Source organism: Enterobacter sp. Bisph1 (assembly GCF_000814905.1).
Classification (GTDB): Bacteria; Pseudomonadota; Gammaproteobacteria; order Enterobacterales; family Enterobacteriaceae; genus Kosakonia.
This window is the reverse complement of record NZ_JXAG01000050.1, coordinates 159,831-184,043: the sequence shown is the minus strand read 5'-3', so window position 1 is coordinate 184,043 and position 24,213 is coordinate 159,831. Positions and strand designations below refer to the sequence as shown.

At 55.3% G+C, this 24,213-nt stretch carries 26 protein-coding genes and 1 pseudogene; 18 read left to right on the top strand and 9 right to left on the bottom strand.

What is annotated here, in order from left to right; translation table 11 throughout:
• The first annotated feature begins 3 nt into the window (after window positions 1-3).
• Both RW65_RS18545 and add read left to right on the top strand, forming a co-directional pair.
• Window positions 4-1,138 (top strand): annotated as a pseudogene (locus RW65_RS18545) (MalY/PatB family protein).
• 100 nt (window positions 1,139-1,238) lie between these two features.
• Window positions 1,239-2,240, top strand: a complete 1,002-nt coding sequence (add, locus tag RW65_RS18540; protein WP_039058285.1) for an adenosine deaminase — start codon at window positions 1,239-1,241, stop codon at window positions 2,238-2,240.
• Between the two features lie 44 nt (window positions 2,241-2,284).
• Here the strand turns inward: add and RW65_RS18535 are convergent, their stop codons facing one another.
• A complete protein-coding gene (locus RW65_RS18535; RefSeq protein ID WP_039058284.1) occupies window positions 2,285-3,325 on the bottom strand; it encodes an oxidoreductase in 1,041 nt (346 codons plus the stop codon).
• A 208-nt stretch (window positions 3,326-3,533) separates the two neighbouring features.
• On the opposite strand from RW65_RS18535, the gene blr reads away from it, so the two are divergent.
• The 10 genes from blr (at window position 3,534) to nth (ending at window position 11,020) form a co-directional block, all read left to right on the top strand.
• Window positions 3,534-3,671 carry a division septum protein Blr gene (blr, locus tag RW65_RS18530; protein ID WP_039058283.1) on the top strand — a complete coding sequence of 46 codons (138 nt, stop codon included), beginning with the start codon at window positions 3,534-3,536 and terminating at the stop codon, window positions 3,669-3,671.
• 241 nt (window positions 3,672-3,912) lie between these two features.
• Entirely contained in the window at window positions 3,913-4,128 is a 216-nt protein-coding gene (ydgT, locus tag RW65_RS18525) for a transcription modulator YdgT (protein ID WP_039058282.1), read from the top strand.
• An 86-nt stretch (window positions 4,129-4,214) separates the two neighbouring features.
• Window positions 4,215-4,655: a DUF2569 domain-containing protein gene (locus RW65_RS18520; protein ID WP_039058281.1), complete on the top strand. Its 441-nt coding sequence runs from the start codon at window positions 4,215-4,217 to the stop codon at window positions 4,653-4,655.
• 75 nt (window positions 4,656-4,730) lie between these two features.
• On the top strand, window positions 4,731-5,312 hold the full coding sequence (gene rsxA / locus RW65_RS18515; protein ID WP_039058280.1) for an electron transport complex subunit RsxA: 582 nt from the start codon (window positions 4,731-4,733) through the stop codon (window positions 5,310-5,312).
• 1 nt (window position 5,313) lies between these two features.
• The gene (rsxB, locus tag RW65_RS18510) at window positions 5,314-5,892 is read left to right on the top strand and encodes an electron transport complex subunit RsxB (RefSeq protein ID WP_039058279.1); all 579 of its coding nucleotides are present in this window, start codon (window positions 5,314-5,316) and stop codon (window positions 5,890-5,892) included.
• A complete protein-coding gene (rsxC, locus tag RW65_RS18505; RefSeq protein ID WP_039058278.1) occupies window positions 5,885-7,999 on the top strand; it encodes an electron transport complex subunit RsxC in 2,115 nt (704 codons plus the stop codon). Before rsxB ends, rsxC begins: the two co-directional genes overlap by 8 nt.
• Window positions 8,000-9,052: an electron transport complex subunit RsxD gene (gene rsxD, locus RW65_RS18500; RefSeq protein ID WP_039058277.1), complete on the top strand. Its 1,053-nt coding sequence runs from the start codon at window positions 8,000-8,002 to the stop codon at window positions 9,050-9,052.
• Between the two features lie 10 nt (window positions 9,053-9,062).
• On the top strand, window positions 9,063-9,683 hold the full coding sequence (gene rsxG, locus RW65_RS18495; protein ID WP_039058276.1) for an electron transport complex subunit RsxG: 621 nt from the start codon (window positions 9,063-9,065) through the stop codon (window positions 9,681-9,683).
• A 3-nt stretch (window positions 9,684-9,686) separates the two neighbouring features.
• Window positions 9,687-10,385, top strand: a complete 699-nt coding sequence (locus RW65_RS18490; protein ID WP_039058275.1) for an electron transport complex subunit E — start codon at window positions 9,687-9,689, stop codon at window positions 10,383-10,385.
• Complete coding sequence (gene nth, locus RW65_RS18485; protein WP_039058274.1) at window positions 10,385-11,020, top strand: endonuclease III; 636 nt, start codon at window positions 10,385-10,387, stop codon at window positions 11,018-11,020. The genes RW65_RS18490 and nth overlap by 1 nt, the downstream gene beginning before the upstream one ends.
• A gap of 6 nt (window positions 11,021-11,026) precedes the next feature.
• Here nth and RW65_RS18480 read toward each other — a convergent pair whose 3' ends face one another.
• A complete protein-coding gene (locus tag RW65_RS18480) occupies window positions 11,027-11,452 on the bottom strand; it encodes a CopD family protein (protein WP_039058273.1) in 426 nt (141 codons plus the stop codon).
• Between the two features lie 743 nt (window positions 11,453-12,195).
• Between RW65_RS18480 and dtpA the strand changes: the two genes are divergently transcribed.
• Together dtpA and gstA are read left to right on the top strand one after the other, a co-directional pair.
• Window positions 12,196-13,698 carry a dipeptide/tripeptide permease DtpA gene (dtpA, locus tag RW65_RS18475; RefSeq protein WP_039058272.1) on the top strand — a complete coding sequence of 501 codons (1,503 nt, stop codon included), beginning with the start codon at window positions 12,196-12,198 and terminating at the stop codon, window positions 13,696-13,698.
• Between the two features lie 107 nt (window positions 13,699-13,805).
• Window positions 13,806-14,411, top strand: a complete 606-nt coding sequence (gene gstA / locus RW65_RS18470; RefSeq protein ID WP_039058271.1) for a glutathione transferase GstA — start codon at window positions 13,806-13,808, stop codon at window positions 14,409-14,411.
• 63 nt (window positions 14,412-14,474) lie between these two features.
• On the opposite strand, the gene pdxY is transcribed toward gstA, so the two are convergent.
• From pdxY to anmK, 5 genes are all read right to left on the bottom strand, one after another.
• Window positions 14,475-15,335: a pyridoxal kinase PdxY gene (gene pdxY / locus RW65_RS18465; protein WP_039058270.1), complete on the bottom strand. Its 861-nt coding sequence runs from the start codon at window positions 15,333-15,335 to the stop codon at window positions 14,475-14,477.
• A gap of 72 nt (window positions 15,336-15,407) precedes the next feature.
• Window positions 15,408-16,682 (bottom strand): tyrosine--tRNA ligase, encoded by a 1,275-nt coding sequence (tyrS, locus tag RW65_RS18460; RefSeq protein WP_039058269.1) that lies wholly within the window; start codon window positions 16,680-16,682, stop codon window positions 15,408-15,410.
• Between the two features lie 143 nt (window positions 16,683-16,825).
• Window positions 16,826-17,482: a pyridoxamine 5'-phosphate oxidase gene (pdxH, locus tag RW65_RS18455; protein WP_039058268.1), complete on the bottom strand. Its 657-nt coding sequence runs from the start codon at window positions 17,480-17,482 to the stop codon at window positions 16,826-16,828.
• 56 nt (window positions 17,483-17,538) lie between these two features.
• Window positions 17,539-17,859, bottom strand: a complete 321-nt coding sequence (gene mliC / locus RW65_RS18450; RefSeq protein ID WP_039058267.1) for a C-type lysozyme inhibitor — start codon at window positions 17,857-17,859, stop codon at window positions 17,539-17,541.
• A 92-nt stretch (window positions 17,860-17,951) separates the two neighbouring features.
• The gene (anmK, locus tag RW65_RS18445; RefSeq protein WP_039058266.1) at window positions 17,952-19,076 is read right to left on the bottom strand and encodes an anhydro-N-acetylmuramic acid kinase; all 1,125 of its coding nucleotides are present in this window, start codon (window positions 19,074-19,076) and stop codon (window positions 17,952-17,954) included.
• Between the two features lie 283 nt (window positions 19,077-19,359).
• Here anmK and slyB point away from each other — a divergent pair, with 283 nt between their 5' ends.
• Window positions 19,360-19,827: an outer membrane lipoprotein SlyB gene (slyB, locus tag RW65_RS18440; protein ID WP_039058264.1), complete on the top strand. Its 468-nt coding sequence runs from the start codon at window positions 19,360-19,362 to the stop codon at window positions 19,825-19,827.
• 95 nt (window positions 19,828-19,922) lie between these two features.
• Here slyB and slyA read toward each other — a convergent pair whose 3' ends face one another.
• Window positions 19,923-20,363, bottom strand: a complete 441-nt coding sequence (slyA, locus tag RW65_RS18435; protein WP_039058263.1) for a transcriptional regulator SlyA — start codon at window positions 20,361-20,363, stop codon at window positions 19,923-19,925.
• A 191-nt stretch (window positions 20,364-20,554) separates the two neighbouring features.
• Here slyA and RW65_RS18430 point away from each other — a divergent pair, with 191 nt between their 5' ends.
• Genes RW65_RS18430 through RW65_RS18420 form a run of 3 tightly spaced genes read left to right on the top strand, consistent with a single transcriptional unit; the run spans window position 20,555 to window position 23,657 of the window.
• Window positions 20,555-20,791, top strand: a complete 237-nt coding sequence (locus RW65_RS18430; protein ID WP_039058262.1) for a DUF1656 domain-containing protein — start codon at window positions 20,555-20,557, stop codon at window positions 20,789-20,791.
• A gap of 2 nt (window positions 20,792-20,793) precedes the next feature.
• Window positions 20,794-21,654: an efflux RND transporter periplasmic adaptor subunit gene (locus RW65_RS18425; protein WP_039058261.1), complete on the top strand. Its 861-nt coding sequence runs from the start codon at window positions 20,794-20,796 to the stop codon at window positions 21,652-21,654.
• Complete coding sequence (locus RW65_RS18420) at window positions 21,654-23,657, top strand: FUSC family protein (RefSeq protein WP_039058260.1); 2,004 nt, start codon at window positions 21,654-21,656, stop codon at window positions 23,655-23,657. The genes RW65_RS18425 and RW65_RS18420 overlap by 1 nt, the downstream gene beginning before the upstream one ends.
• Here the strand turns inward: RW65_RS18420 and sodC are convergent.
• Complete coding sequence (gene sodC / locus RW65_RS18415; protein ID WP_039058259.1) at window positions 23,650-24,171, bottom strand: superoxide dismutase [Cu-Zn] SodC; 522 nt, start codon at window positions 24,169-24,171, stop codon at window positions 23,650-23,652. The genes RW65_RS18420 and sodC overlap by 8 nt on opposite strands.
• Window positions 24,172-24,213: the final 42 nt, after the last annotated feature.

The window sequence follows — 24,213 nt, the reverse complement described above, 5'->3', positions numbered from 1 at the left end:
CAGATGAAGCAGCAGAGATTCGATTTCTCCACGCCCATCGATCGTCACGGCACCTGGTGTACGCAGTGGGATTACGTCGCCGATCGTTTTGGCCGCGACGATTTATTGCCCTTCACGATTTCCGATATGGATTTCGCCACCGCGCCCTGCGTGCTTAGCGCCCTGCAGCAGCGGCTTAGCCATGGCGTACTGGTTGCACAGCCGCTTTAACACCCGCATCGATACGGAGTCGATAGTGTATGGCCCGTCGGTTATCTGGATGATAGCCGAGATGATCCGCCAGTGGTCGCAGCCCGGCGATGGCATCGTCGTTCACACTCCGGCGTATGATGCGTTCTATAAAGCTATTGCAGGCAATAACCGCCAACTGCATGGGGTGCCGCTGCACCAGGGCGACGGTGGCTGGTACTGCGATATGGCACAACTTGAGGCGGCGCTGGCCAAACCAGAAAACAAGATCTTGTTGCTGTGCAGCCCACAAAACCCGACCGGGAAAGTGTGGACGCGCCACGAACTCGAGACGATGGCCGCGCTGTGTGAACGTCATAACGTTAAGGTTATCAGTGATGAAATTCATATGGACATGGTCTGGAGCGCCCATCCTCACATCCCCTGGAGCGCGGTAGCGCGCGGCCCGTGGGCGCTGTTTAGTTCAGCATCGAAGAGTTTCAATATCCCCGCGTTGACGGGTGCATGGGGGCTGATTGACGATGCTTCCTCTCGCCAGCGCTGGCTGGAGGCGCTAAAAAACAGCAATGGCCTTTCATCTCCGGCGGTCTTAGCGATAGTCGCCCATATTGCCGCCTACCGTGACGGCGCGCCGTGGCTGGATGCTCTGCGCGGTTATTTGCAGGACAATCTGCACTATGTTGCCGGGGCCCTGAACCATGCTTTCCCGAGCCTTGACTGGCAGGTGCCGGAATCGACCTATCTGGCGTGGATCAATTTGCGCCCCTTAGGTATTGACGATTCCGCCCTGCAACGGGCGCTGATTGAGCAGCAAAAAATCGCTATGATGCGCGGCGATACCTACGGCGTGGAAGGCAAAGGGTTTATTCGCCTTAACGCAGGCTGCCCGCGCGTCAAACTTGAGCAAGGCGTCAACGGATTGATCGCCGCGTTAACCTCCCTGGCTTGACCACAATGATGCGCAATCGCGCGGTCGTTTGCGCAAGATAGCTTTTTGCGGCCTTTTCTTCTTATAATGGTGCGCACTTTACATAAAAAAGAGTGCGACCATGATTGATTCAAACCTGCCGTTAACTGATATACATCGCCATCTCGACGGAAACATCCGCGCGCAAACCATTCTCGATCTCGGACGCCAGTACAATATCCCGCTGCCTGCACAAACCCTTGACGCTCTGCGCCCTCACGTTCAGGTCACCTCCAATGAGCCGGATCTGGTGAGCTTCCTTGCCAAGCTCGACTGGGGGGTAAAAGTGCTGGCCTCACTCGAAGCCTGCCGCCGCGTCGCCTGGGAAAATATGCAGGACGCGGCGCTGAATGGTTTGCATTATGTCGAACTGCGTTTTTCGCCAGGCTATATGGCGATGACTCACAACCTGCCGGTGGCGGGCGTGGTGGAAGCGGTGATTGCCGGGGTACGCGAAGGGAGCCGTGATTTTAACGTGCAGGCTAACCTGATTGGTATCATGAGCCGCACCTTCGGTGAAGCGGCATGTTTACAGGAACTGGAGGCGCTGCTGGCGCACCGTGAAGGCATTACGGCGCTGGATCTGGCCGGCGATGAGCTGGGTTTCCCCGGCAGTCTGTTTCTCTCGCATTTCAACCGCGCGCGCGATGCGGGCTGGCAAATCACCGTCCATGCCGGCGAAGCCGCAGGCCCGGAAAGTATCTGGCAGGCTATTCGCGAACTGGGCGCGGTGCGCATCGGTCACGGTGTGAAAGCGATAGAAGATACCGCCCTGATGGACTTCCTCGCCGAACAACGCATTGGCATTGAGTCCTGTCTGACGTCGAATATACAGACCAGCACTGTGCCGTCACTTGAGCGCCATCCGCTGAAAACCTTCCTTGATCACGGGATTATGGCCAGCATTAATACCGACGATCCTGCGGTACAGGGCGTGGAGATTGGTCATGAGTATCAAGTCGCCGCTCCGGCGGCCGGGTTGAGCCGCGAGCATATTCGTCAGGCGCAGATTAACGGGCTGGAGATGGCCTTTCTGAGTGCTGCGGAAAAACAGGCGCTGCGCGAGCGCGTCGCGAAAGCATAAAGCATAAAGCATACCGCTCACGCCGACGCGTGAGCGGTCATTCTTCAGGTGAGACTCAGCGTGGCGCGATGTTTTGCCGATTCAATACCCAGCTCAATCATCTCCATAATCTGAATCGCCTGGCTTGCCGGCACAGGGTTTTCGCCGACGCCATTAAGGGCATCGCGAATCGCCGCATAGTAGGCCGGATAGTTGCCCGGCAGCGTCAGCCACTGCTCTGCTTTACGCGCCTCGCCATCAATGCGCGTTAACATGCCGTCGCGCATATCATAGCCCCAATCTTCTTGCGGCAGACGCGCGCCGCTTTTCAGGCACTCTTCTTGCGGATCGAGGCCATATTTTACATAGCTACCGCGCGAGCCGTGGACGATATAGCGTGCCGACTCCGCCGCCGCCAGCATCGTACCGTGCAGCACAACGCGGCGCTGCGGATAGGCCAGCACCGCATGAAAATAGTCCGTTGACTGCGCGCCAGGGCGCAGCTGCGCCAGATCCACGGTCATCGACACCGGCAGGCCAAACAGGTTAACGGCCTGATCGAGCAGATGCGGCGCCAAATCATACCAGATACCGCTGCCCGGCCCGCCCTGCTCGCGCCAGCGGTCGCGGATTTGCGGACGGAAGCGGTCAAAATGTGACTCAAAATAGTTCACTTCCCCCAGTGCGCCATCCGCCAGCAATGCTTTCAGGGTCAGGAAATCGCTGTCCCAGCGGCGGTTATGAAACACCGATAACACGCGCCCGAGGCTGCGCGCCAGCGCATCCAGTTCACGGGCCTGGGACGGCGTCACGGTAAAGGGTTTATCCACCACCACATGTTTACCCGCCTCCAGCGCCGCTTTCGCCAGCGGAAAATGGGTATCATTCGGCGTAGGAATGACTATCAAATCAATCTGCGGATCGTTAAACAGATGCTTTGGCTCAGAGACAACCGGCACCGCAGGCCAGTCCGCTTTCACTTTTGTTTCATCACTGCTGGATATGGCCGCCAGCTCCATACCTGCCGTACCGGCAATCAGCGGCGCATGAAACGTTTTACTGGCGTAACCATAACCTATTAATCCGACACGGATGTTATCGCTCATAGCGTGGTCTCTCCTTTTTGGAATCTCTATTTCATACTATCTGCCTGCTGGCAACAACCGCCATCGCGATTCATAAGCGAAACGCATGAATTAACGCAACAAACCCTGGTTTCCGCTTAAAAAATCTGCTTAAATCTGCCTCCGGGCCGCGGTACAGATTGTACTGTGCCCGTCGCAGACGACAGTAAACACAGGGAGCAGTAATAGTATGGTCGGAATTTTCAATCGGATTATTGAATTAATGGGCTGGGTTGTACTCGGCGTATCGACTATTCTGTTGGTTTTCGCCAGTCATATTGATAATTATCAACCGCCTGAACAGAGCGTCGTTGCGCAAAAGAAATAACCGCACCAACAAAATCCGCAACGGGCGTACAGCGCCACCGTTTTATGACCTGCCACACGGTAAGGCATTCATTTTCATCACCCGGCGCTGTTCTGGCGGCGGGTTTCATTCGAAAAGAAAACTCTTAAATTAGGGCCAGAGCACGCATACGCTATTTACCCTCGGGTAATAACGTTTATTATTCCTCTTCATTAACGCGCGTACTCTATTTGCCTCTTTTATTTTATGGACAACCCTCAATATGACCGTTCAGGATTATTTATTAAAATTTCGTAAGATTAGCTCACTTGAAAGTCTGGAAAAACTGTTCGATCACCTTAACTATTCGCTGACGGATAATGGCGAAATTATTAACATGTATCGTGCAGCGGATCATCGCAGGGCTGAACTGGTTTCCGGCGGACGTTTATTTGACATTGGGTGCGTTCCGCGCTCTGTATGGCGCTACGTGCAGTAACGACGCTGGCATTCGCCGCGTAATGCTTTATACTCCTCGCCCGGCGAAATCATCCAGAGCTTTACTGCCTTAATAGAGGAATATGCATGACTTCGATGTCCGCAGAAAGAATCGGAGGCTGGTTACTCGGTCCTCTGGCCTGGTTGCTGGTTGCGTTATTAAGCACCTCGCTGGCACTGTTACTCTATGCGACCGCCTTAATGACGCCGCAGTCGGTTACGGCGCTGGGCGCGCAGCCGCTGAAACAGACGGTGCTGTGGTTTGTATCGTTCGCCTTCGCTATCGCCATCTGGTATTACACCTTTTGGCTGGTTATCGCCTTTTTTAAACGCCGCCGCAGCGTGCCAAAACACTATATTATCTGGCTGCTAGTCTGCGTATTGCTTTCCGTCAAAGCCTTTGCTTTCGCTCCCGTCTCCGATGAACTGGCGCTGCGTCAGTTACTCTTTCCGCTGCTTGCGGCAGCATTGATGGTGCCCTATTTCAAACGCTCGACGCGCGTGAAAAAGACCTTTGTTAACCCGTAATACCCTTACAGTTACCCTGTTGTCGGACGTGGATATTTGACCGATAATAGGAGCGTTTTTATTTCAGGCCATATAATGACAGACTATCTGCTGCTATTTATCGGAACGGTGCTGGTCAATAACTTCGTACTGGTGAAGTTTCTTGGCCTGTGTCCGTTTATGGGCGTTTCCAAAAAGCTGGAAAGCGCAATGGGCATGGGGCTGGCGACAACCTTCGTGATGACGATGGCGTCGATCTGCGCCTGGCTCATCGATAGCTGGGTGCTTATCCCGCTGGATTTAGTCTATCTGCGCACGCTGGCATTTATTCTGATTATCGCTGTTGTCGTGCAGTTCACGGAAATGGTGGTGCGTAAAACCAGCCCGGCGCTCTATCGCCTGCTGGGGATCTTTTTGCCGCTGATTACCACCAACTGCGCGGTGCTCGGCGTGGCCCTGCTCAATATCAACCTTGGGCACAACTTTATGCAATCGGCGTTGTATGGCTTCGCTGCCGCCGTCGGATTTTCACTGGTTATGGTCTTATTCGCCGCCATTCGCGAGCGTCTGGCCGTTGCCGATGTGCCCGCCCCTTTTCGCGGCAACGCGATTGCGTTAATCACCGCGGGCTTAATGTCTCTGGCCTTTATGGGCTTTAGCGGTCTGGTGAAATTGTAAGATGAGTGCGATTACCCTGGCCGTGGTGGCCCTGAGCGTGCTCGGGCTGATTTTCGGTATCATTCTCGGTTACGCTTCCCGCCGTTTCGCGGTCGAAGACGATCCGGTGGTTGAACGCGTCGATGAGCTGTTACCGCAAAGCCAGTGTGGCCAGTGCGGTTATCCCGGTTGCCGTCCTTATGCTGAGGCCGTTGGTCTGCAGGGTGAAAAAATTAACCGCTGCGCACCCGGTGGTGAAGCCGTGATGCTGAAAATTGCCGCCTTGTTAAATGTCGATCCGCAGCCCATTGATGGCGACGCGGCGGCCCTTGAGCCGGTGCGTATGCTGGCGGTGATTGACGAAGACAACTGCATTGGCTGCACCAAGTGCATCCAGGCCTGTCCGGTCGATGCCATTATCGGCGCCACGCGCGCGATGCATACGGTGATGAGCGATCTGTGTACCGGCTGTAATCTTTGTGTGGATCCGTGCCCGACGCAGTGCATTGAGCTGCGCCCTGTGGAAACGACCATCCAGAGCTGGAAATGGGATTTGCAGACCATTCCGGTACGTAATATTCCTGTGGAACACCATGCTTAAGTTATTTTCCGCTTTCCGAAAAGAGAAACTGTGGGATTTTCACGGCGGTATTCATCCGCCCGAAATGAAAACCCAGTCAAACGGCACGCCGCTGCGTCAGCTGCCGCTGGCTCATCGTTTTGTTATTCCCGTGAAGCAACACATTGGCGCTGAGGGCGAGCTATGCGTGCGTGTCGGCGACAACGTTCTGCGCGGGCAGCCGCTGACTCGTGGTCGCGGCCGTATGCTGCCGGTTCATGCGCCCACCTCCGGCACCGTGACGGCGATTGCGCCCCACTCCACCGCGCATCCATCGGCGCTGCCGGAGATGAGCGTCATTATAGAGGCGGATGGCGAAGATCGCTGGATTGAGCGTGACGGCTGGCAGGATTACCGCTCCCACAGTTATGAAGCCCTGATTGAGCGCATTCATCAATTTGGCGTGGCGGGGCTTGGCGGTGCCGGCTTCCCGACCGCCGCTAAATTGCAGAGCGGCGGCGATAAAATCGATACGCTGATTATCAACGCCGCCGAGTGCGAGCCCTACATAACCGCCGACGACCGTTTAATGCAGGATTGTGCCGCGCAGATAATGGACGGCGTGCGCATCCTGGCGCACATCCTGCAGCCGCGTCAGGTGCTGATTGGTATCGAAGATAACAAGCCGCAGGCCATTTCGATGATGCGTGCGGTACTGGCGGGTAGTCACGATATTCAGTTAAAAGTCATTCCGACGAAATACCCGTCCGGCGGCGCTAAACAGCTTACGCAGATCCTGACCGGCAAGCAGGTACCGCACGGTGGCCGTTCGTCCGATATTGGTATTTTGATGCAAAACGTCGGCACGGCGTATGCGATTAAGCGTGCGGTGATCGACGGCGAACCGCTGACCGAGCGTGTGGTCACCCTAACGGGCGAAGCGGTTACGCGTCCCGGTAACGTCTGGGCGCGTCTCGGTACGCCGGTTAGCCATCTGCTTAAGTGCGCCGGTTTCTGCCCGTCGGCTGAACAACTGGTGATTATGGGCGGCCCGCTGATGGGCTTCACCCTGCCTTGGCTGGATGTGCCGGTGGTGAAAATCACTAACTGCCTGCTGGCACCTTCCGCCAGTGAGATGGGTGCGCCGCAGGAAGAGAAAGGGTGCATTCGCTGTAGCGCCTGTGCCGACGCCTGCCCCGCCGATTTATTACCCCAGCAGCTGTATTGGTTTAGCAAAGGTCAGCAGCACGATAAAGCCACCGCACACAATCTTTCCGACTGCATTGAATGCGGTGCCTGCGCCTGGGTGTGCCCTAGCAATATTCCGCTGGTGCAATATTTCCGCCAGGAGAAGGCGGAAATTTACGCCATCAGTGAGGAAGAGAAACGCACCGCCGAAGCGAAAGCCCGCTTTGAAGCGCGTCAGGCGCGTCTTGAGCGCGAGAAGCTGGCCCGCAAGCAGCGTCACCAACAGGCCGCCGTGCAGCCTGCCGCCCAGGATCAGCAGGCAATTGATGCGGCGCTGGCGCGGGCACGCGAGAAACAGGCCACCGCCGGGCAATCCATCGTGGTGCAGGCCGGTGCCGCGCCCGATAATAGCGAAGTGATTGCGGCCCGCGAAGCACGCAAAGCGCAAGCGCGCGCCCGACAGGCAGAAAAAGCCCAACAAGCCGAAACCCCAACCAGCAGCAGCGAAACGCCGGATCCGCGTAAATCAGCGGTCGAAGCGGCGATTGCCCGCGCCAAAGCACGCAAGCTGGCGCATAGCCAGCCAGAAGAAACCGCAGCTGTCGCCGAACCCGCGCAGGCCGAAACCCCGGCCATCGATCCGCGCAAAGCGGCGGTCGAAGCGGCGATTGCCCGCGCTAAAGCGCGCAAGCTGGCGCAGAGCCAGCCGGAAGAGACCGCAGCAGTCGCCGAACCCGCGCAGGCCGAAACCCCGGCGGTCGATCCGCGTAAAGCGGCGGTGGAAGCGGCGATTGCCCGTGCCAAAGCGCGCAAATTAGAACAACATGCCGCCACACAAACCGAGGCTCCGCCGTCGTTTGAGCAGGCCGCTAATGACGATCCGCGCAAAGACGCGGTCGCCGCCGCCATCGCCCGCGTTCGGGCTAAAAAGGCCGCACAGCAAGCTGTTAACGAGGATTAAATGGTTTTCAGAATCGCAAGTTCCCCTTACACCCATAACCAGCGCCAGACCTCACGGATTATGCTGCTGGTGACCCTCGCTGCCGTGCCGGGGATCGCCGTGCAAACCGCGTTTTTCGGCTGGGGAACAGTGATACAGCTTATCCTCGCTATCGTCAGCGCCGTGGCGGCGGAGGCGCTGGTACTGCGATTACGCAAGCAAAACGTCGGCGCTATTGTTGCCGATAACTCCGCGCTGCTGACCGGACTACTGTTGGCCATCAGTATTCCGCCCCTTGCGCCGTGGTGGATGGTGGTGCTCGGCACCGCCTTCGCGGTGATTATCGCCAAACAACTTTACGGCGGCCTCGGCCATAACCCCTTTAACCCGGCGATGATTGGCTATGTGGTGCTGCTGATTTCATTTCCGGTACAGATGACCAGCTGGCTGCCGCCCCATGACATCGCGCGGACGGTGCCGGGTTTTATCGATGCCTTACAGATAATATTCAGCGGCCATACCACGGCGGGTGCAGGAATGGAAACCCTGCGTATCGGCATTGATGGCGTAAGCCAGGCGACGCCTCTCGATACCTTTAAAACCTCGTTGCATGCCGGGCACAGCGTTGAGCAGATCCTGCAATACCCTATTTACCGCGGCGTGCTGGCCGGTGTCGGCTGGCAGTGGGTCAATCTCGCTTACCTGGCCGGCGGCCTGTTCCTGCTGTGGCAGAAAACAATTCGTTGGCATATTCCCGTTAGCTTTCTGCTGACGCTGGTTATTTGCGCGACGCTGGGCTGGCTGCTTGCGCCGGATTCGCTGGCGGCACCGCAGCTGCACCTGTTCTCCGGTGCCACCATGCTTGGCGCTTTCTTTATTCTGACGGATCCGGTCACCGCTTCGACCACCAATAAAGGTCGGCTGATTTTTGGCGCGCTGGCGGGCTTGCTGGTGTGGCTTATCCGCAGCTTTGGTGGGTATCCCGACGGCGTGGCTTTTGCCGTATTGCTGGCGAATATCACCGTGCCGTTGATCGATTACTACACGCGCCCGCGTGTTTACGGGCATCGCTAAGGAGCCGGCTATGCTAAAGACAATGCGTAAACATGGCGTAACGCTGGCGCTGTTCGCGGCAGGATCAACAGGGCTTACCGCCGCTATCGATCAGCTGACGAAAACCACCATTGCCGATCAGGCGACGCTGCAACAAAAAGCGTTATTCGATCAGGTGATCCCCGCAGAGCGTTATAATAATGCGCTGCAGCAGAGCTGTTATCGGGTAAGCGATCCGGCTCTGGGTAAAGGGCAACATCGGCTGTGGATCGCCAAAAAAGACGATACCCCGGTGGCCGCGGTTATCGAAGCGACCGCACCGGATGGCTACTCCGGTGCCATTCAACTGCTGGTAGGCGCCGATTTTAACGGTACGGTATTAGGCGTGCGCGTAACGGAGCACCATGAAACGCCGGGACTGGGCGATAAGATTGAGCTGCGTATCACGGACTGGATCACTCATTTCAGCGGGAGACGTATTGATGGCGCGGCCGACTCGCATTTTGCCGTCAAAAAAGATGGCGGTGATTTTGACCAGTTTACCGGTGCGACTATCACCCCACGCGCGGTGGTTAACGCGGTCAAACGTACCGGCCTGTATGCCATGACGCTGCCGCAGCAGCTGCCGCGTTTAGTGGAATGTGGAGAGTAAGCGATGAGCGAAGTGAAAGAGGTTATTGTCCAGGGGCTGTGGAAAAACAACTCTGCGCTGGTACAGCTGCTGGGGATGTGTCCGCTGCTGGCGGTAACATCGACGGCCACTAACGCCCTCGGGCTAGGGCTGGCAACCACGCTGGTTTTAACCCTGACCAACCTGGTTATCTCCTCCCTGCGCCGCTGGACGCCGGCTGAGATCCGCATCCCTATTTACGTGATGATTATCGCCTCGGTGGTCAGCGCGGTACAAATGCTGATCAATGCGTATGCCTTTGGTCTTTACCAGTCGCTGGGCATTTTTATTCCGCTTATCGTGACCAACTGTATCGTTGTTGGCCGCGCGGAAGCGTTCGCCGCGAAGAAAGGCCCGGCGCTCTCGGCGCTGGATGGCTTCTCCATCGGCATGGGCGCGACCGGCGCGATGTTTGTGCTGGGTTCTATGCGCGAAATTCTTGGCAACGGCACGTTGTTTAACGGTGCCGACAGTCTGCTCGGCAGTTGGGCGAAAGTGCTGCGTATTGAAGTATTTCACACCGATTCGCCGTTTCTGCTGGCGATGCTGCCGCCGGGGGCCTTTATCGGCCTCGGGATGATGCTGGCGGTAAAATACATAATCGATCAGAAAATGAAAAAACGTCGTGAAGCCGCCGTCGCAGTGGCAAACGAGGCTGCACAGGTCACGCCCGGGAAGGCATAATGAATCAAGCAAAACGTCTGGAAATTTTGACCCGCTTACGGGAAAACAATCCGCACCCGACCACCGAACTGAATTTCACTTCACCCTTTGAGCTGCTGATCGCCGTGCTGCTCTCGGCACAGGCCACGGATGTCAGCGTCAATAAAGCCACCGCGCTGCTCTATCCGCTGGCAAATACGCCAAAAGCGATGCTTGAGCTGGGCGTTGAAGGCGTTAAACAGTACATCAAAACCATCGGTCTGTTTAACAGCAAAGCGGAAAATGTGATTAAGACCTGCCGCATTTTGCTTGAGCAGCACGGCGGCGAAGTACCTGAGGACAGAGCGGCGCTGGAAGCCCTGCCGGGCGTCGGGCGTAAAACGGCTAACGTCGTGCTCAACACCGCCTTTGGCTGGCCAACGATTGCCGTAGATACGCATATTTTTCGCGTCTCTAACCGTACGCGATTCGCGCCGGGTAAGAACGTCGAAGAGGTAGAGAATAAACTGCTGAAAGTGGTACCAGCGGAGTTTAAAGTGGATTGCCACCACTGGCTGATCCTGCACGGGCGATACACCTGCATCGCCCGCAAACCGCGTTGCGGTTCCTGCATTATCGAAGATCTGTGCGAATACGACAGTAAAACCGAAAGCTAAGATCCGTCAGAACGGGCGCATTACCGCCAGCAAAATAATCAGTAACACGGCGATAATCGTGATAACGACCGCGTTGCCAATCGCACCGCTGCCTTTGATCGCTTCACCCGCGGCGATGCGCCGTAAGGTGGCAGAGAGAAAACCGTGCAGACCGGAAAGCAGCAGCACGACGACAATTTTCAATATCAGCCACAGGTGCGGCATTTGACCGTGAGCAATGACCATCACCGCGCCGGCGATCCACAGCAGCAGCATTGCCGGGGTAGTAAATTTGCGGCTCCAGCCACGAACATCGCCCGCCAGTCGGTTGCTAACGCTCTTATCTGTCTGTACCGCACACCAGCCCGCCACCACTGCCATAACCAACATACCGCCTATCCAGACAATGGCCGCCGCGATATGTAACGCATTGAGCCAGGGATGAAAGTTCATATTACGACTCCAGATAAAAAAACACAGCGGCAAGTCTGACAGCGGATCGGCCGCCTGTCATGAACAATGCGCGGCATATATCTTAACCGGCGCTTTTTACGGCGTATCGTTGCCGCTGTGGTGATGAAAAATGATAAGAACACGCTGATTTCCAAGGTTAACAGTAAGTGATAACGCTCACATCTCTGCAAATTGCCTGAATCGTCGAAGGATCGCGCGCCACAGGTAAAAATGAGCAAATAATCGTCGGCTTATGCGTATTTATTAAGAGCATTCCTTTTTTTAGAAGAAAAAAATCCAACCAAATGTTAAAAGGTCCTGGAATGCTAACGCAATGTTAAAATTATGATTTCTACGCGCCCTAAAGAACTCACTGGACAAAGTTTAGCCGCCGCGAGCAATAGATATCACCATGTTTATCTCGCAAAGCAGCCCGATCAACTGCTTTATAGACAAAACAGTAGAACATATTTCTTAATGGCCAATTCCACCCCTGCCAGGCAGTGGAAAAATCCACTTTTATTTTAATAGTGAAATTTAACTCTGAATAACAATTACAATGACCGAGCATTGTAATGCGCCGGATCTATGTAACAGAATATGTCAAAGCACTTGCCTGTAAACGCCGGATAGTGAACATTAACCGCCGTTTTCCCCTCCCAATATAACTATAAGCGCGATGAACTCTGGTTATTGCGCGCTGAACACCCCCGTTAATATGGGATGTAAAAAAAGAGGTATATGTGTCGACTGCAAACAAACCAACCGAAAGCGTCAGCCTGAACGCTTTTAAACAACCGAAAGCGTTTTATCTGATCTTCTCCATCGAGTTATGGGAACGTTTTGGTTATTACGGCCTGCAAGGGATTATGGCTGTCTACCTGGTGAAACAGCTGGGTATGTCGGAATCGGATTCTATCACCCTGTTCTCCTCTTTCAGCGCTCTGGTTTATGGTCTGGTCGCCATCGGTGGCTGGCTGGGCGATAAAGTCCTGGGCACCAAACGCGTGATTATGCTGGGGGCGATTGTGCTGGCGATCGGCTATGCGCTGGTGGCCTGTTCCGGGCATGATGCTGGGGTGGTTTACATGGGAATGGCGGCGATTGCCGTCGGTAATGGCCTGTTTAAAGCCAACCCGTCCTCGCTGCTCTCGACCTGCTATGCAAAAGATGACCCGCGTCTGGATGGTGCATTTACCATGTACTACATGTCCGTCAACGTCGGTTCGTTCTTCTCGATGCTGGCGACGCCCTGGCTGGCGGCGAAGTTCGGCTGGAGCACCGCCTTTGGTCTGAGCGTGGTCGGTTTGCTTATCACTATCGTGAACTTTGCATTCTGCAAACGCTGGGTGAAAAACCACGGTTCCAAACCCGATTTCGCCCCTGTGCGCATGAACTATCTGCTGGCGACTATCGTCGGTATCGTTGCGCTGGTCGCTATCGCTACCTGGCTGCTGCACAACCAGGGCATTGCCCGTATGGTACTGGGTGTGGTGGCAATTTGTATTATCGTTATCTTCGCTAAAGAGACCTTCGCCATGAAAGGCGCGGCGCGGCGTAAAATGATCGTTGCCTTCATTTTGATGGTGCAGGCGATTGTCTTCTTCGTGCTGTATAGCCAGATGCCGACCTCGCTGAACTTCTTCGCCATTCGTAACGTTGAGCACACCCTGTTCGGTATCGCCTTTGAGCCTGAACAGTATCAGGCGCTGAACCCGTTCTGGATTATTATTGGTAGCCCGATTCTGGCGGCCATCTATAACAAAATGGGCGATACGCTGCCGATGCCGCATAAATTTGCTATCGGTATGGTGCTGTGCTCCGGTGCGTTCCTGGTGCTGCCGCTGGGGACGAAATTCGCCTCCGACGCGGGTATCGTTTCCGTAAGCTGGCTTATCGCGAGCTACGGCCTGCAAAGTATCGGTGAGCTGATGATCTCCGGCCTTGGCCTGGCGATGGTTGCACAGCTGGTTCCGCAGCGTCTGATGGGCTTTATTATGGGTAGCTGGTTCCTGACCACGGCGGGCGCGAATATTATCGCTGGCTATGTCGCAAACCGGATGGCTATTCCAGAAAATGTCACCGATCCGCTGATGTCCCTTAATATCTACGGCAGCGTCTTCCTGCAAATTGGTATCACTACGGCGGTGATCGCTGTGCTGATGATCCTTGCCGCACCGAAGCTGAACCGTATGACCCAGGGTGACGAATCCGCAGACGAAGCATCCAAAACCGCTACGGCATAATGGCCGAGGGGAATACGAAACAGAGAGCCGCTAACCGACGTTAGCGGCTTTTTTTTTATGCCAACGCGTACTAACCTAGACTGGAAATCAGCTAAAAGGACACAACAATGAAACTGTTTTACAAACCTTCCGCTTGCTCACTCGCCTCCCATATCGCTCTACGAGAAACGGGCAACGATGTGGATCTGGTCAGCGTTGATCTGATGCATAAACGCCTGGAAAACGGCGAGGACTTTTTCGCCATTAACCCAAAAGGGCAAGTTCCGGCGCTGCAGCTGGATGACAACACGCTGCTCACCGAAGGCGTGGCGATTATGCAGTACGTCGCTGACAGCGCGCCACAGAGCCAGTTGTTAGCGCCTGTGGGCACCTTGCCGCGTTATAAGACGCTGGAGTGGCTAAATTTTATCGCTACCGAACTGCATAAAGGTTTCACGCCGCTGTTCCGCCCGGATACGCCGGAAGACTTTAAACCGACCGCTCGTGCGCTGCTGGAGAAAAAACTGCAGTACGTCAATGAATCGCTGGGTAAATCCGAGTGGATCAGCGGCGCGAACTTTACCATTGCTGATGGCTATCTCTTTACCGTGCTGCGCTGGGCGCGCGCGGTGAAATTGAATCTGGAAGGCCTGACAAATATCGATGCTTATATGGCGCGCGTAGCAGCACGTCCTGCGGTCGCAGCGGCGATGGCAGCTGAAGGTATTCAGTAATAGCAAATGGCCCGTTAGCGGTGCGTTAACGGGCGCAGACAGAGGCGGGTTTTCCCGCCTTTTTTATAACAGCGTTGCGCTAAAGAGGTGTTCGGGATGGGCAATTTTGTCCTGCGCCGCAACCACCTGTAGCTCATACTCCTGCCTGCTCTGCGTCGCCAGCATAATTTCATACACCGCCGCCGTTACGTGCTCCAGCGCATTGCACACGCTCGCGCCCTGCAACAGTTTCACCAGCAGCAGCCCGCTGGTGACATCGCCAACGCCGACGGGCTGACGTGCGCCAAAATCCACCAGCGGACGGCTGATATGCCAGGCTTCATCCGGCGTCACCAGTAACATTTCAAAGCGTTCAGCGCTAAGCCCCGCGCGCGCCAGATGTTTGACCAGCACGATTTGCGGTCCCAGGTCGATCAGTTCGCGTGCCGCCGCAACCGCTTCCTGCACATTATTGACTGCGTGTTCGCACAACATCTCCAGCTCAAGCAGATTGGGGGCAATCATATCGCTGGCGGGCAAGGCGTGGCGCAGATGAAATTCGGCTACGCCCGGCGCGACAATACAGCCTTTCTCAGGATGGCCCATCACCGGATCGCAAAAGTATTTTGCCTGCGGATTAGCGCTTTTAACCTGGCGGACGATATCCAGAATATGCTCGCCCTGCTCCGCCGAACCCAGATAACCGCTCAGTACCGCGTCACACTGTTGCAGTTTGCCGATAGCGGCAATGCCCTGCACAATCTCCGTCAGATGCGACGGCGGCATCACGCTCCCGGTCCACTGACCATACTGCGTATGGTTAGAAAACTGCACCGTATTCAGCGGCCAGACGTTGGCACCCAGGCGGCGCATCGGAAATTCGGCGGCACTGTTCCCCGCATGGCCAAAAACCACATGCGATTGAATGGCGAGGATATTCTTCATTATTGAAAGCCTTGCAAGAATGGGCAATAAAGCGAAGGGAGCGATTTCTCGCTCCCTTCGGCAGGTCGGTGATTACTTCCAGCAGATCAGGCAGTAATTTTTCTTACCGCGACGCAGCAGCGTATAGCGACCAAACAGGCGATCGCCGTCGGTGAAGAAATATTCCGCGTCGGACTGTTTTTCGCCATTGATGGTGACGGCGTTAGAGGCGATAGTTTTGCGTGCCTGGCCGCGAGACGGCTGGAGCTCAGAGTCCACCAGCGCCTGCATCAGATCGGCACCTTTTTCCATCTCGACCATCGGCACGCCATCCTGTGCTAGCTGTTCGAAATCCGCTTCGCTCAGGCTGCTCAGCGTTCCGTTGAACAGGCTTTCGGTAATACGTTTCGCGGCGGTGAGCCCCTCTTCGCCATGCACAAGGCGCGTTACCTGCTCAGCCAGCACATATTGTGCGCGCGGCGCTTTACCGCTGTTCTTATCTTCTTCTTCCAGCGCGTTTATTTCCGCGATGTCCATAAAGGTGAAGAATTTCAGGAAGCGATAAACATCCGCGTCCGCGGTATTGATCCAGAATTGATAGAATTTATACGGACTGGTTTTCTTCGGATCCAGCCACACCGCGCCGCCTTCGGTTTTGCCGAATTTGGTGCCGTCAGCTTTGGTGATCAGCGGCACCGTCAGGCCAAAGACCTGATTCTGATGCAGACGGCGGGTCAGATCGATGCCGGAGGTGATGTTGCCCCACTGGTCAGAACCGCCGATTTGCAGCGCCACGCCGTGCAGTTTATTCAGACAGGCGAAGTCATAACCCTGCAGCAGGTTGTAGGAAAACTCGGTGAACGAGATCCCGACATCGTCACGGTTCAAACGCTGTTTGACCGCTTCTTTGTTAATCATCTGGTTAACGGAGAAGTGTTTACCGATATCGCGCAGGAAGGTCAGCACATTCATATTGCCAAACCAGTCGTAGTTGTTGGCGGCGATAGCGGAATTATCGCCACAGTCGAAATCGAGGAACGGCGCTACCTGTTTGCGGATTTTATCCACCCACTCCTGCACGGTATCTTCGGTATTCAGTTTACGCTCGACGGCTTTAAAGCTCGGGTCACCAATCAGCCCGGTTGCACCGCCGACCAGCGCCACGGGCTTATGGCCAGCCTGCTGGAAGCGTTTCAGGCATAACAAAGGAACCAGATGCCCCAAATGCAAGCTGTCAGCGGTGGGATCGAAGCCGCAATAGAGCGCGATCGGGCCTTGCGCCAGTCGCTCTGCTAACGCTTCCTCATCCGTCACCTGGGCCACCAGGCCCCGCTCTTGCAATTGTTTAATCAAGTTACTGCTAGCCATCAAAATCTCCATGTATAAAACAAACTGCACCTTTGCCGGTACACGACTTTTCGCCAGATGCGAAAGGATACTTCATGGGGGGCAGATAGAATAAAGCGCCGGCACACGGAGTGCCAGCGCTTAAGGTAACATTTTTTAAGGGATTAGGGCGCGAGGCGGTCAATTTTCCACGCGGCGTTCTCACGCTGGTATAAAAAACGATCGTGCAGACGGTTTGCGCCGCCCTGCCAGAACTCCATCTGTTCAATCGTGACGCGAAAACCGCCCCAAAAACTGGGCAGCGGGATCTCGCCCTGCTGGAACTTCTGTTTTAGTTCGAGGAATTTGCTTTCCAGCACGCCGCGCGCGGAGATGCGGCTGGATTGCTTCGATACCCAGGCACCGATTTGGCTGTCCCGCGGACGGCTGTGAAAATATTTCATTACTTCCAGCGTCGACAACCGTTCCGCCTTACCGGTGACCATCACCTGGCGCTCGATCATATGCCAGGGGAACAACAGGCTCACGGCGGGATTGTGTTCGATATGGTGCGCTTTACGGCTGCCGAGGTTGGTATAAAACACCATCCCTTTCTCGTCGTAATGTTTTAGCAGCACGATGCGCTGATAAGGCTGACCGCTCTCATCCACCGTCGCCACTACCATTGCGGTCGGATCGATAAGTTGGGCTTCACAGGCCTGACCGAGCCAGCGTTCAAACAGGGCCAGCGGTTCGGCGGGGAGATCGCCGCGACGCAGGCCGCCTTTGGTGTATTCACGGCGCAGATGCGCGATTTGCTGCAGTTGATCGTTATCAGACATGGCGTTAGCGAAAGTAAGAATCAGGTAGGGCTATTATGCGCGCCCCAATGAAAATCTCAACGCTGCGGGATTAACTGACAGTTATTCAGCACGATGCGATCGCGTTTGTAGACCGTGGCGCTATCGCCTTTCGACCAGAAAACATACACGCCATCGGTATAACGCGTACCGGATGCAGAAAGCCCCTGCTGGAGGGTGATCAGCTTGTCATCCCAGACAAAACTCGCCTGCGAACGGCTGTGGTTAATTTTAACGCTAAGGGGTTTTTCATCACACTGATAGACCAGCGTATCGGTGTGCATGCGCTCGACAAACTGGTTGTAGTAGCTGCATCCGGCGAGCAGCGCAGGCAGACAAGCGATGAGGATTTTTTTCATAACGTATTCCCAAAACGGTGCTGGTCACGGAGGGCGAAACGCCCTCCCTAATCCTCGCCAGTCTAACCTGGGACCACGAAAGTAAAATGCGGTTAACTCTGATTCTGCCGTGGGTTAGCGGGATAAATCGCCCCCAGTACCGATGGCGCAGAAGCCCCGGTCACCGACGGCATATTACCCGGTAATCCGGCCAGAGTGCGCCAGGCCAGCCAGGCAAACGCCAGCGCTTCCATATCATCGCCGCTGATACCCGCCTCATCGGTAGTCGTTACCTCCGTGCCCGGCAGCAGCCCCGCCAGACGCGCCATCACCAGCGGATTGCGGCTTCCGCCGCCGCACACCAACAGACGCTCGCAGCCGCCGCTGAGCAGTACCTGCTCGGAGATAGTCACCGCCGTCAATTCCGCAAGGGTAGCCTGCACATCGCAGGCCGCTATGCCCGGGAAATGGGCAAGATGGCGTTCCAGCCAGCCGTAATTAAAATATTCCCGACCGGTGCTTTTCGGCGCAGGCGTGGAAAAGTAGCTGTCGTTCAACATGTTTTGCAGCAACGGCAGCAGCACTTTGCCTTCGCTCGCCCACTGGGCGTCTTTATCGTAAGGCTTGCCTTTTTGTCGCCAAATCCACGCATCCATCAGCATATTGCCCGGGCCGGTATCATAGCCTCTGACGGGCTGGCCGGGGATGAGCAATGAGAGATTGGCAATCCCGCCGATATTCAGCACCATGCGGCGCTCTACCGGGTGCGCCAGTAGCGCGTGGTGAAACGCTGGCACCAACGGTGCGCCCTGGCCGCCAAGGGCGATATCGCGGCGGCGGAAATCGCCGACCACCGTCACGCCGGTGCGCGCGGCGATTTGGTTGTTATCGCCAATCTGCAGGGTATGCGGCGCAATCCCGGTCGGTTCATGCCAGACGGTTTGTCCGTGGCAGCCAATCGCGACGATATCCTGTGGATGCAGGTGCTCTTTATCCATCAACGCCAGCACCGCATCGGCAAACAGCTTGCCCAGCTGCGTATCCAGCCGCCCCAGTTGCGAAAGTGTAAGCTGCTGCCCCTGGCAGATGCCCAGGATCGCCTCTTTTAACGGCAGCGGGATGGGAAACGTCAGGCTCGCTTGCTGTGCGACCATGGTTTCATCAATTGCCGCCAGCACCACATCGACACCATCCAGACTCGTTCCTGACATTACTCCAATGTAGCGACCCGATTTCATATGCCTCCCTTTCGTGCGTGACAGAAGTGCACCACTCCACCACAAAGCGCCGGTTTACGCCATCGACAGCAAACACTTTTTAACAATCCACTCAATTTACGTTAAGTGAAATTGTGATGACCAACGTTTATAATCGCTTCGTTTAAAATCAGTTAAACCTGCTTTTATTAGTATTTTCACCCATATTTAGCAGAAGACATGACCTGGCGTGATTAAAATGCCATATAATTTGACCATGACGGATGTCCGCAAGGGCGTTTCATGGTGAACAGGAGATTCATAAATGATGTTACGTGCACTGGCAGTTTCGCTGATTGGTTTGTCGTTGGTGGGCTGCGTAAATAATGACTCGCTTTCCGGTGATGTCTATTCTGCTTCCGAAGCTAAACAGGTGCAGAATGTCACTTACGGCACCGTGGTTAACGTACGTCCGGTACAGATCCAGGGCGGCGATGAGAGCAATGTCATTGGGGCTCTTGGCGGTGCCGTACTGGGTGGTTTCCTCGGCAATACCGTTGGCGGCGGTACCGGGCGCTCTCTGGCGACGGCCGCAGGCGCGGTTGCCGGTGGCGTAGCGGGGCAATCCGTACAGGGTTCAATGAACAAGTCGCAGGGTGTTGAGCTGGAAATTCGTAAAGACGACGGCAATACCATTATGGTGGTGCAGAAACAGGGCGCTACCCGTTTCGCCGCTGGCCAGCGCGTCGTAATGGCCAGCAACGGCCGTCAGATTACCGTTTCCCCGCGCTAATCGCTGATGCAGGTGGCCGCTATGCTGGCCGCCCTCTTTCTTCGCTCACGTAGCGTGCAGAGATAAAAAAGCCTTGCAGATGCAAGGCTTTTTTTTCAGTCTCGCGACTGTAGCTCATTGATATTGTGTTCCAGTCGGGCAATCATTTTAATCAACTGATCGAGTTCTTCCGCAGAGATACCGGCAAGGATTTCCCCCCGGGTTTTACGAATCACCGTCTCCATCTCTTCAATGATTGGGTCCGCTTTTTCTGTCAATTTGATCCGCTTCGCCCGGCGGTCGCTGGCACAGGTCTGGCGAGAAATAAGGCCCTTCTCTTCCAGCTGATCCAGCGTACGCACCAACGAGGGCTGCTCTATGCCGATCGCTTTTGCCAGTTGAATTTGCGACTGATCGGGCGGCAGCTGATGAATATTATGCAGCGTTACCCAGTGAGTCTGCGTTAATTCCAGAGGTTTCAGGCGATGGTCAATTAAAGCGCGCCACACGCGCACTAAGCGTGCCAGATCAGAACCTAATGGCGATTCCAATTTCATCTCCTTATTATTAGCTTGCTAAGTTGTTATACTCATTTTAAAATAGTTTGCAGTATTTGTAATAGTAAAACAAATGTAATACGGTTTACGCCGGGCCTTATACTGAGATTCCACCTGCCTTAGCACCGTTGGCTGTTGTCTAATAATAAGCACCAATTTGGCGATCCGTTAGGCTGCAAAGGATGCAAAGTGTGACATTGAACCCAAGTTTTTCTCACTTACCCCTGCAAGATCTGATTTTCGGTGCATCGGTGTACTTCCCTCCGGTATTCAAAGTGGTCTTGCTGGGCTTTCTTTTTTGGCTTATTGCCCATCGCCTGCTGCGCGAATGGATCTACGCGGGCGATATCTGGCATCCCATCCTTTTAGATCTATCCTTGTTCGTTATTGCATTAAGTTTTGCCCTTGGCTTGTTAATTGTGTGGTAATTATGCGTTTGAAATCCCTGAAATACTTTTCCACTCTCCTCGTTCTGGCGGTGGCGATTGTCGCCGGCTGGTGGATGTGGAATTTTTATATGCAGTCGCCCTGGACGCGCGACGGCAAAATCCGCGCTGAACAAGTGAATATCACACCGCAGGTTTCCGGCAGCATTACGCAACTGCACGTCAACGATAACCAGTTTGTTAAAGCAGGCGATGTGCTGTTTCAGATTGACGAGACGCCCTACCGTATTGCCGTGCTGAACGCCGAAGCGCAGTTGGCCCGCACGCAAACGGAGCTGGCGAAAGCCAATAACGAAGCCAACCGCCGTCGTCATCTGGCGAAAAATTACATCTCCGCTGAAGATCTCGATACCGCCAATATCAGTGTCAAAGCCGCACAGGCGAGCGTCGCGGCGGCGCAGGCGCAGCTGGCTCAGGCACAATGGCAACTGACGCAAACGCGCGTAGTCGCCCCGGTGGATGGCTGGATAACAAATCTCTCAACGCGCAGCGGCAACTACGCAACGGCCGGGCAGCCCGTCTTTGCGCTGGTCGACAGCCATTCGTTTTATGTCGTGGGCTATTTTGAAGAGACCAAACTGCGTCATATTCATGAAGGTGCAGCGGCGCAAATTGTGCTCTACAGCAGCAACGTGACGTTACAGGGTCACGTTTCCAGTATCGGCCGCGCTATTTACGATCAGAGCGTAGAGACCGATAGCGGTCTGGTTGCGGACATTAAACCAAATGTGCCGTGGGTGCGCCTGGCGCAGCGGGTGCCGGTGCGTATTCAATTTGATAATCTGCCGCAGGGGCTCACGCTAGTCTCCGGCACTACATGCACCGTAGCGATTGGCGGCCAGTAATGAAGCCGTACTGGCAATATCTGCCGTGGGTGAAAGCCACGCCGGGGCAATGGCGCTATGCGCTGCGCAACGGTATTGCGATGTGCCTCGCCCTGACGGTTGCCTATTACCTGCAGCTTGATGCGCCTTACTGGGCGATGACCTCCGCCGCAGTGGTGAGTTTTCCCACCGTGGGCGGGGTTATCAGTAAAAGCCTTGGCCGCATTGCCGGGAGTTTGTTAGGTGCCAGCGCGGCGCTGATCATTGCCGGACAAACACTCAACGATCCGTGGCTGTTTCTGTTTGCTATGGCGGGCTGGATAGGTTTTTGTACCTGGGCCAGCGCGCAGTTTATGAATAATGTTGCCTACGCGTTTCAACTGGCCGGTTATACCGCGGCTATTATCGCTTTCGCGATGGTTGATATCACCAACATCACCGAACTGTGGGACATCGCTCAGGCACGCGTATGTGAAGTGATACTCGGGATTTTATGCAGCGGGATGATGATGATGATCCTGCCCGGCACCGCCGATGGCCCGACGCTGTTATCGGCATTAAAGAAGATGCATGCGCGCCTGCTGGAACATGCGAATCTGCTGTGGCAGCCAGAGAATACCGATGCCATTCGTACCGCCCATGAGAGCGTTATCGGCCAGATCCTCACCACCAATTTATTGCGTATTCAGGCCTTCTGGAGCCACTACCGCTTCCGTCGGCAAAACAACCTGCTGACCTGGCTGCTGCACCAGCAGTTGCGTATCACCAGCGTCATCTCCAGCCTGCGCAGAATGCTGCTTAACTGGCCCGACGCGCCGCAAAATTTACGCCCGATACTGGAGCAGTTGCTCGCTACATTGGCGCATCCACGCGCGGATGCGCTGACGATAGCGCGTATCATTGCTCCGCTGGTACCCACGGAGAGTGATGATTACCGCCATCACGCCTTTTGGCAACGGTTACGCTACTTTTGCCGCGTATATCTGACCAGTAGCCGCTGGCTGGCCCGCGTCGAAAATGCCTCGCCCCTAAACCATTTCACCCCGCCGCGAAGCCCCGGATTAATGCGCTATAGCGATCACGCCGAAGCGCTATGGAGCGGTATTCGTACCTTTTGTGCCATCAGCCTGGTCGGCGCGTGGAGTATTAATACGCAGTGGGAATCGGGTTCGGCGGCGCTGACGCTTTCGGCGATCAGCTGCGTGCTCTATTCCGTTTCGCCCGCACCGTTTAACTCGCTGGCGCTGCTGCTTAAGACCTTAATATTGCTGTCGCTGTTCAGCTTTGGGGTGAAATTTGGCCTGATGGTGCAAATCAGCGAGCTGACGCTGTTTCTGCTGTTCCTGTTCCCGCTGTTAACCACCCTGCAGTTACTGAAGTTGCAGATGCCAAAACTGGCCGGGCTGTGGGGGCAGTTGATTGTCTTTATGGGTTCATTTATCGCCGTGACTAATCCGCCGGTTTATAACTTTGCCGATTTCTTAAACGGTAACCTCGCAAAAATCCTCGGTGTCGCGCTGGCGTGGCTCTCTTTCGCCGTGCTGCGTCCGGGCTCGGATGCGCGTAAAAGCCGCCGGCATATTCGCACCCTGCGACGCAGTTTTATCGATCAGCTCAGCCGTGTACCGCAGCTAAGCGAACATGAATTTGAATCGCTGGTGTATCACCTGGTAAGCCTGCTCAGTAATAGTCAGGATGCGCAGGCAAGGCGCTGGCTGCTGCGCTGGGGCGTGGTGCTTCTGAATTGCTCACATGTTGTCTGGCAGCTGCGCGAATGGGAAATCCGCGCCGATCCCCTCGTTAAAGTGCGCGAGATCTGCCTGGGTTTACTGCGGGATGTAATGAGTGAACGGGGTGTTTCGCAAGCACGGCTTTCCGCGACCCTTGCCGAGCTTGAACACATTAGCGCGGCGCTGGGTAAACATCATCAGCCCGCCGCCCGTGAGCTGGCATCGATTATCTGGCGCCTGTACTGCGCGCTATCGCAGCTGGAACACGCGCCAGCAACCGAAACCGTTACTTAATCACTCCGCAGGCATAACGTGCACCGCCGCCGCCCAGCGGTTTGGGCTGATCGGACATATTATCGCCGCCGACATGCACCATCAGCGCTTTGTCTTTCACCTCGGTAAGTTTTTTCAGACGCGGAGCGACGACCGGATCCGTGGCTTTACCGTCATTATTCACCACCAGCACCGGCAGATCGCCTAAATGCCCGGCCCCTTCAGGCCCTTCATGCTTACCAGCGTGGTGCGGATCGAGATGGCCGCCTGCCGCTTCAGCCGCAGAAGGTTTACCCTCTTTCATCGCCGGTTCGCAGCTGCCTTTTGCATGAACATGAAAGCCGTGCTCACCGGGAGGCAGGGCTTTCAGATCCGGCGCAAATTCGAGCCCTTTGTCGGTTTCGCTAATTTTAACGCTACCAATAGACTGACCCACGCCCTGCGCAGTCACCAGATTCATCTCAACTTCTTCACTCGCGGCCTGCGCTCCAGCGCTCACCAACAGCGCCAGCATTGCCAGACTAAAACGCTTCATATGACCTCCTTGATGAGTTTCACCGCTTAAGTGTAAACCAGG

Excerpts from the sequence above, each read along its gene's own strand:
- tyrS (WP_039058269.1), bottom strand. The coding sequence starts at position 16,682 with ATGGCTAGCAGTAACTTGATTAAACAATTGCAAGAGCGGGGCCTGGTG.
- mliC (WP_039058267.1), bottom strand. The coding sequence starts at position 17,859 with ATGAAAAAAATCCTCATCGCTTGTCTGCCTGCGCTGCTCGCCGGATGC.
- pdxH (WP_039058268.1), bottom strand. The coding sequence starts at position 17,482 with ATGTCTGATAACGATCAACTGCAGCAAATCGCGCATCTGCGCCGTGAA.
- gstA (WP_039058271.1), top strand. The coding sequence starts at position 13,806 with ATGAAACTGTTTTACAAACCTTCCGCTTGCTCACTCGCCTCCCATATC.
- rsxG (WP_039058276.1), top strand. The coding sequence starts at position 9,063 with ATGCTAAAGACAATGCGTAAACATGGCGTAACGCTGGCGCTGTTCGCG.
- RW65_RS18535 (WP_039058284.1), bottom strand. The coding sequence starts at position 3,325 with ATGAGCGATAACATCCGTGTCGGATTAATAGGTTATGGTTACGCCAGT.
- nth (WP_039058274.1), top strand. The coding sequence starts at position 10,385 with ATGAATCAAGCAAAACGTCTGGAAATTTTGACCCGCTTACGGGAAAAC.
- blr (WP_039058283.1), top strand. The coding sequence starts at position 3,534 with ATGGTCGGAATTTTCAATCGGATTATTGAATTAATGGGCTGGGTTGTA.
- rsxB (WP_039058279.1), top strand. The coding sequence starts at position 5,314 with ATGAGTGCGATTACCCTGGCCGTGGTGGCCCTGAGCGTGCTCGGGCTG.
- add (WP_039058285.1), top strand. The coding sequence starts at position 1,239 with ATGATTGATTCAAACCTGCCGTTAACTGATATACATCGCCATCTCGAC.
- RW65_RS18520 (WP_039058281.1), top strand. The coding sequence starts at position 4,215 with ATGACTTCGATGTCCGCAGAAAGAATCGGAGGCTGGTTACTCGGTCCT.
- ydgT (WP_039058282.1), top strand. The coding sequence starts at position 3,913 with ATGACCGTTCAGGATTATTTATTAAAATTTCGTAAGATTAGCTCACTT.
- anmK (WP_039058266.1), bottom strand. The coding sequence starts at position 19,076 with ATGAAATCGGGTCGCTACATTGGAGTAATGTCAGGAACGAGTCTGGAT.
- slyA (WP_039058263.1), bottom strand. The coding sequence starts at position 20,363 with ATGAAATTGGAATCGCCATTAGGTTCTGATCTGGCACGCTTAGTGCGC.
- RW65_RS18490 (WP_039058275.1), top strand. The coding sequence starts at position 9,687 with ATGAGCGAAGTGAAAGAGGTTATTGTCCAGGGGCTGTGGAAAAACAAC.
- RW65_RS18480 (WP_039058273.1), bottom strand. The coding sequence starts at position 11,452 with ATGAACTTTCATCCCTGGCTCAATGCGTTACATATCGCGGCGGCCATT.
- rsxD (WP_039058277.1), top strand. The coding sequence starts at position 8,000 with ATGGTTTTCAGAATCGCAAGTTCCCCTTACACCCATAACCAGCGCCAG.
- rsxA (WP_039058280.1), top strand. The coding sequence starts at position 4,731 with ATGACAGACTATCTGCTGCTATTTATCGGAACGGTGCTGGTCAATAAC.
- pdxY (WP_039058270.1), bottom strand. The coding sequence starts at position 15,335 with ATGAAGAATATCCTCGCCATTCAATCGCATGTGGTTTTTGGCCATGCG.
- RW65_RS18420 (WP_039058260.1), top strand. The coding sequence starts at position 21,654 with ATGAAGCCGTACTGGCAATATCTGCCGTGGGTGAAAGCCACGCCGGGG.
- RW65_RS18425 (WP_039058261.1), top strand. The coding sequence starts at position 20,794 with ATGCGTTTGAAATCCCTGAAATACTTTTCCACTCTCCTCGTTCTGGCG.
- sodC (WP_039058259.1), bottom strand. The coding sequence starts at position 24,171 with ATGAAGCGTTTTAGTCTGGCAATGCTGGCGCTGTTGGTGAGCGCTGGA.
- slyB (WP_039058264.1), top strand. The coding sequence starts at position 19,360 with ATGATGTTACGTGCACTGGCAGTTTCGCTGATTGGTTTGTCGTTGGTG.
- rsxC (WP_039058278.1), top strand. The coding sequence starts at position 5,885 with ATGCTTAAGTTATTTTCCGCTTTCCGAAAAGAGAAACTGTGGGATTTT.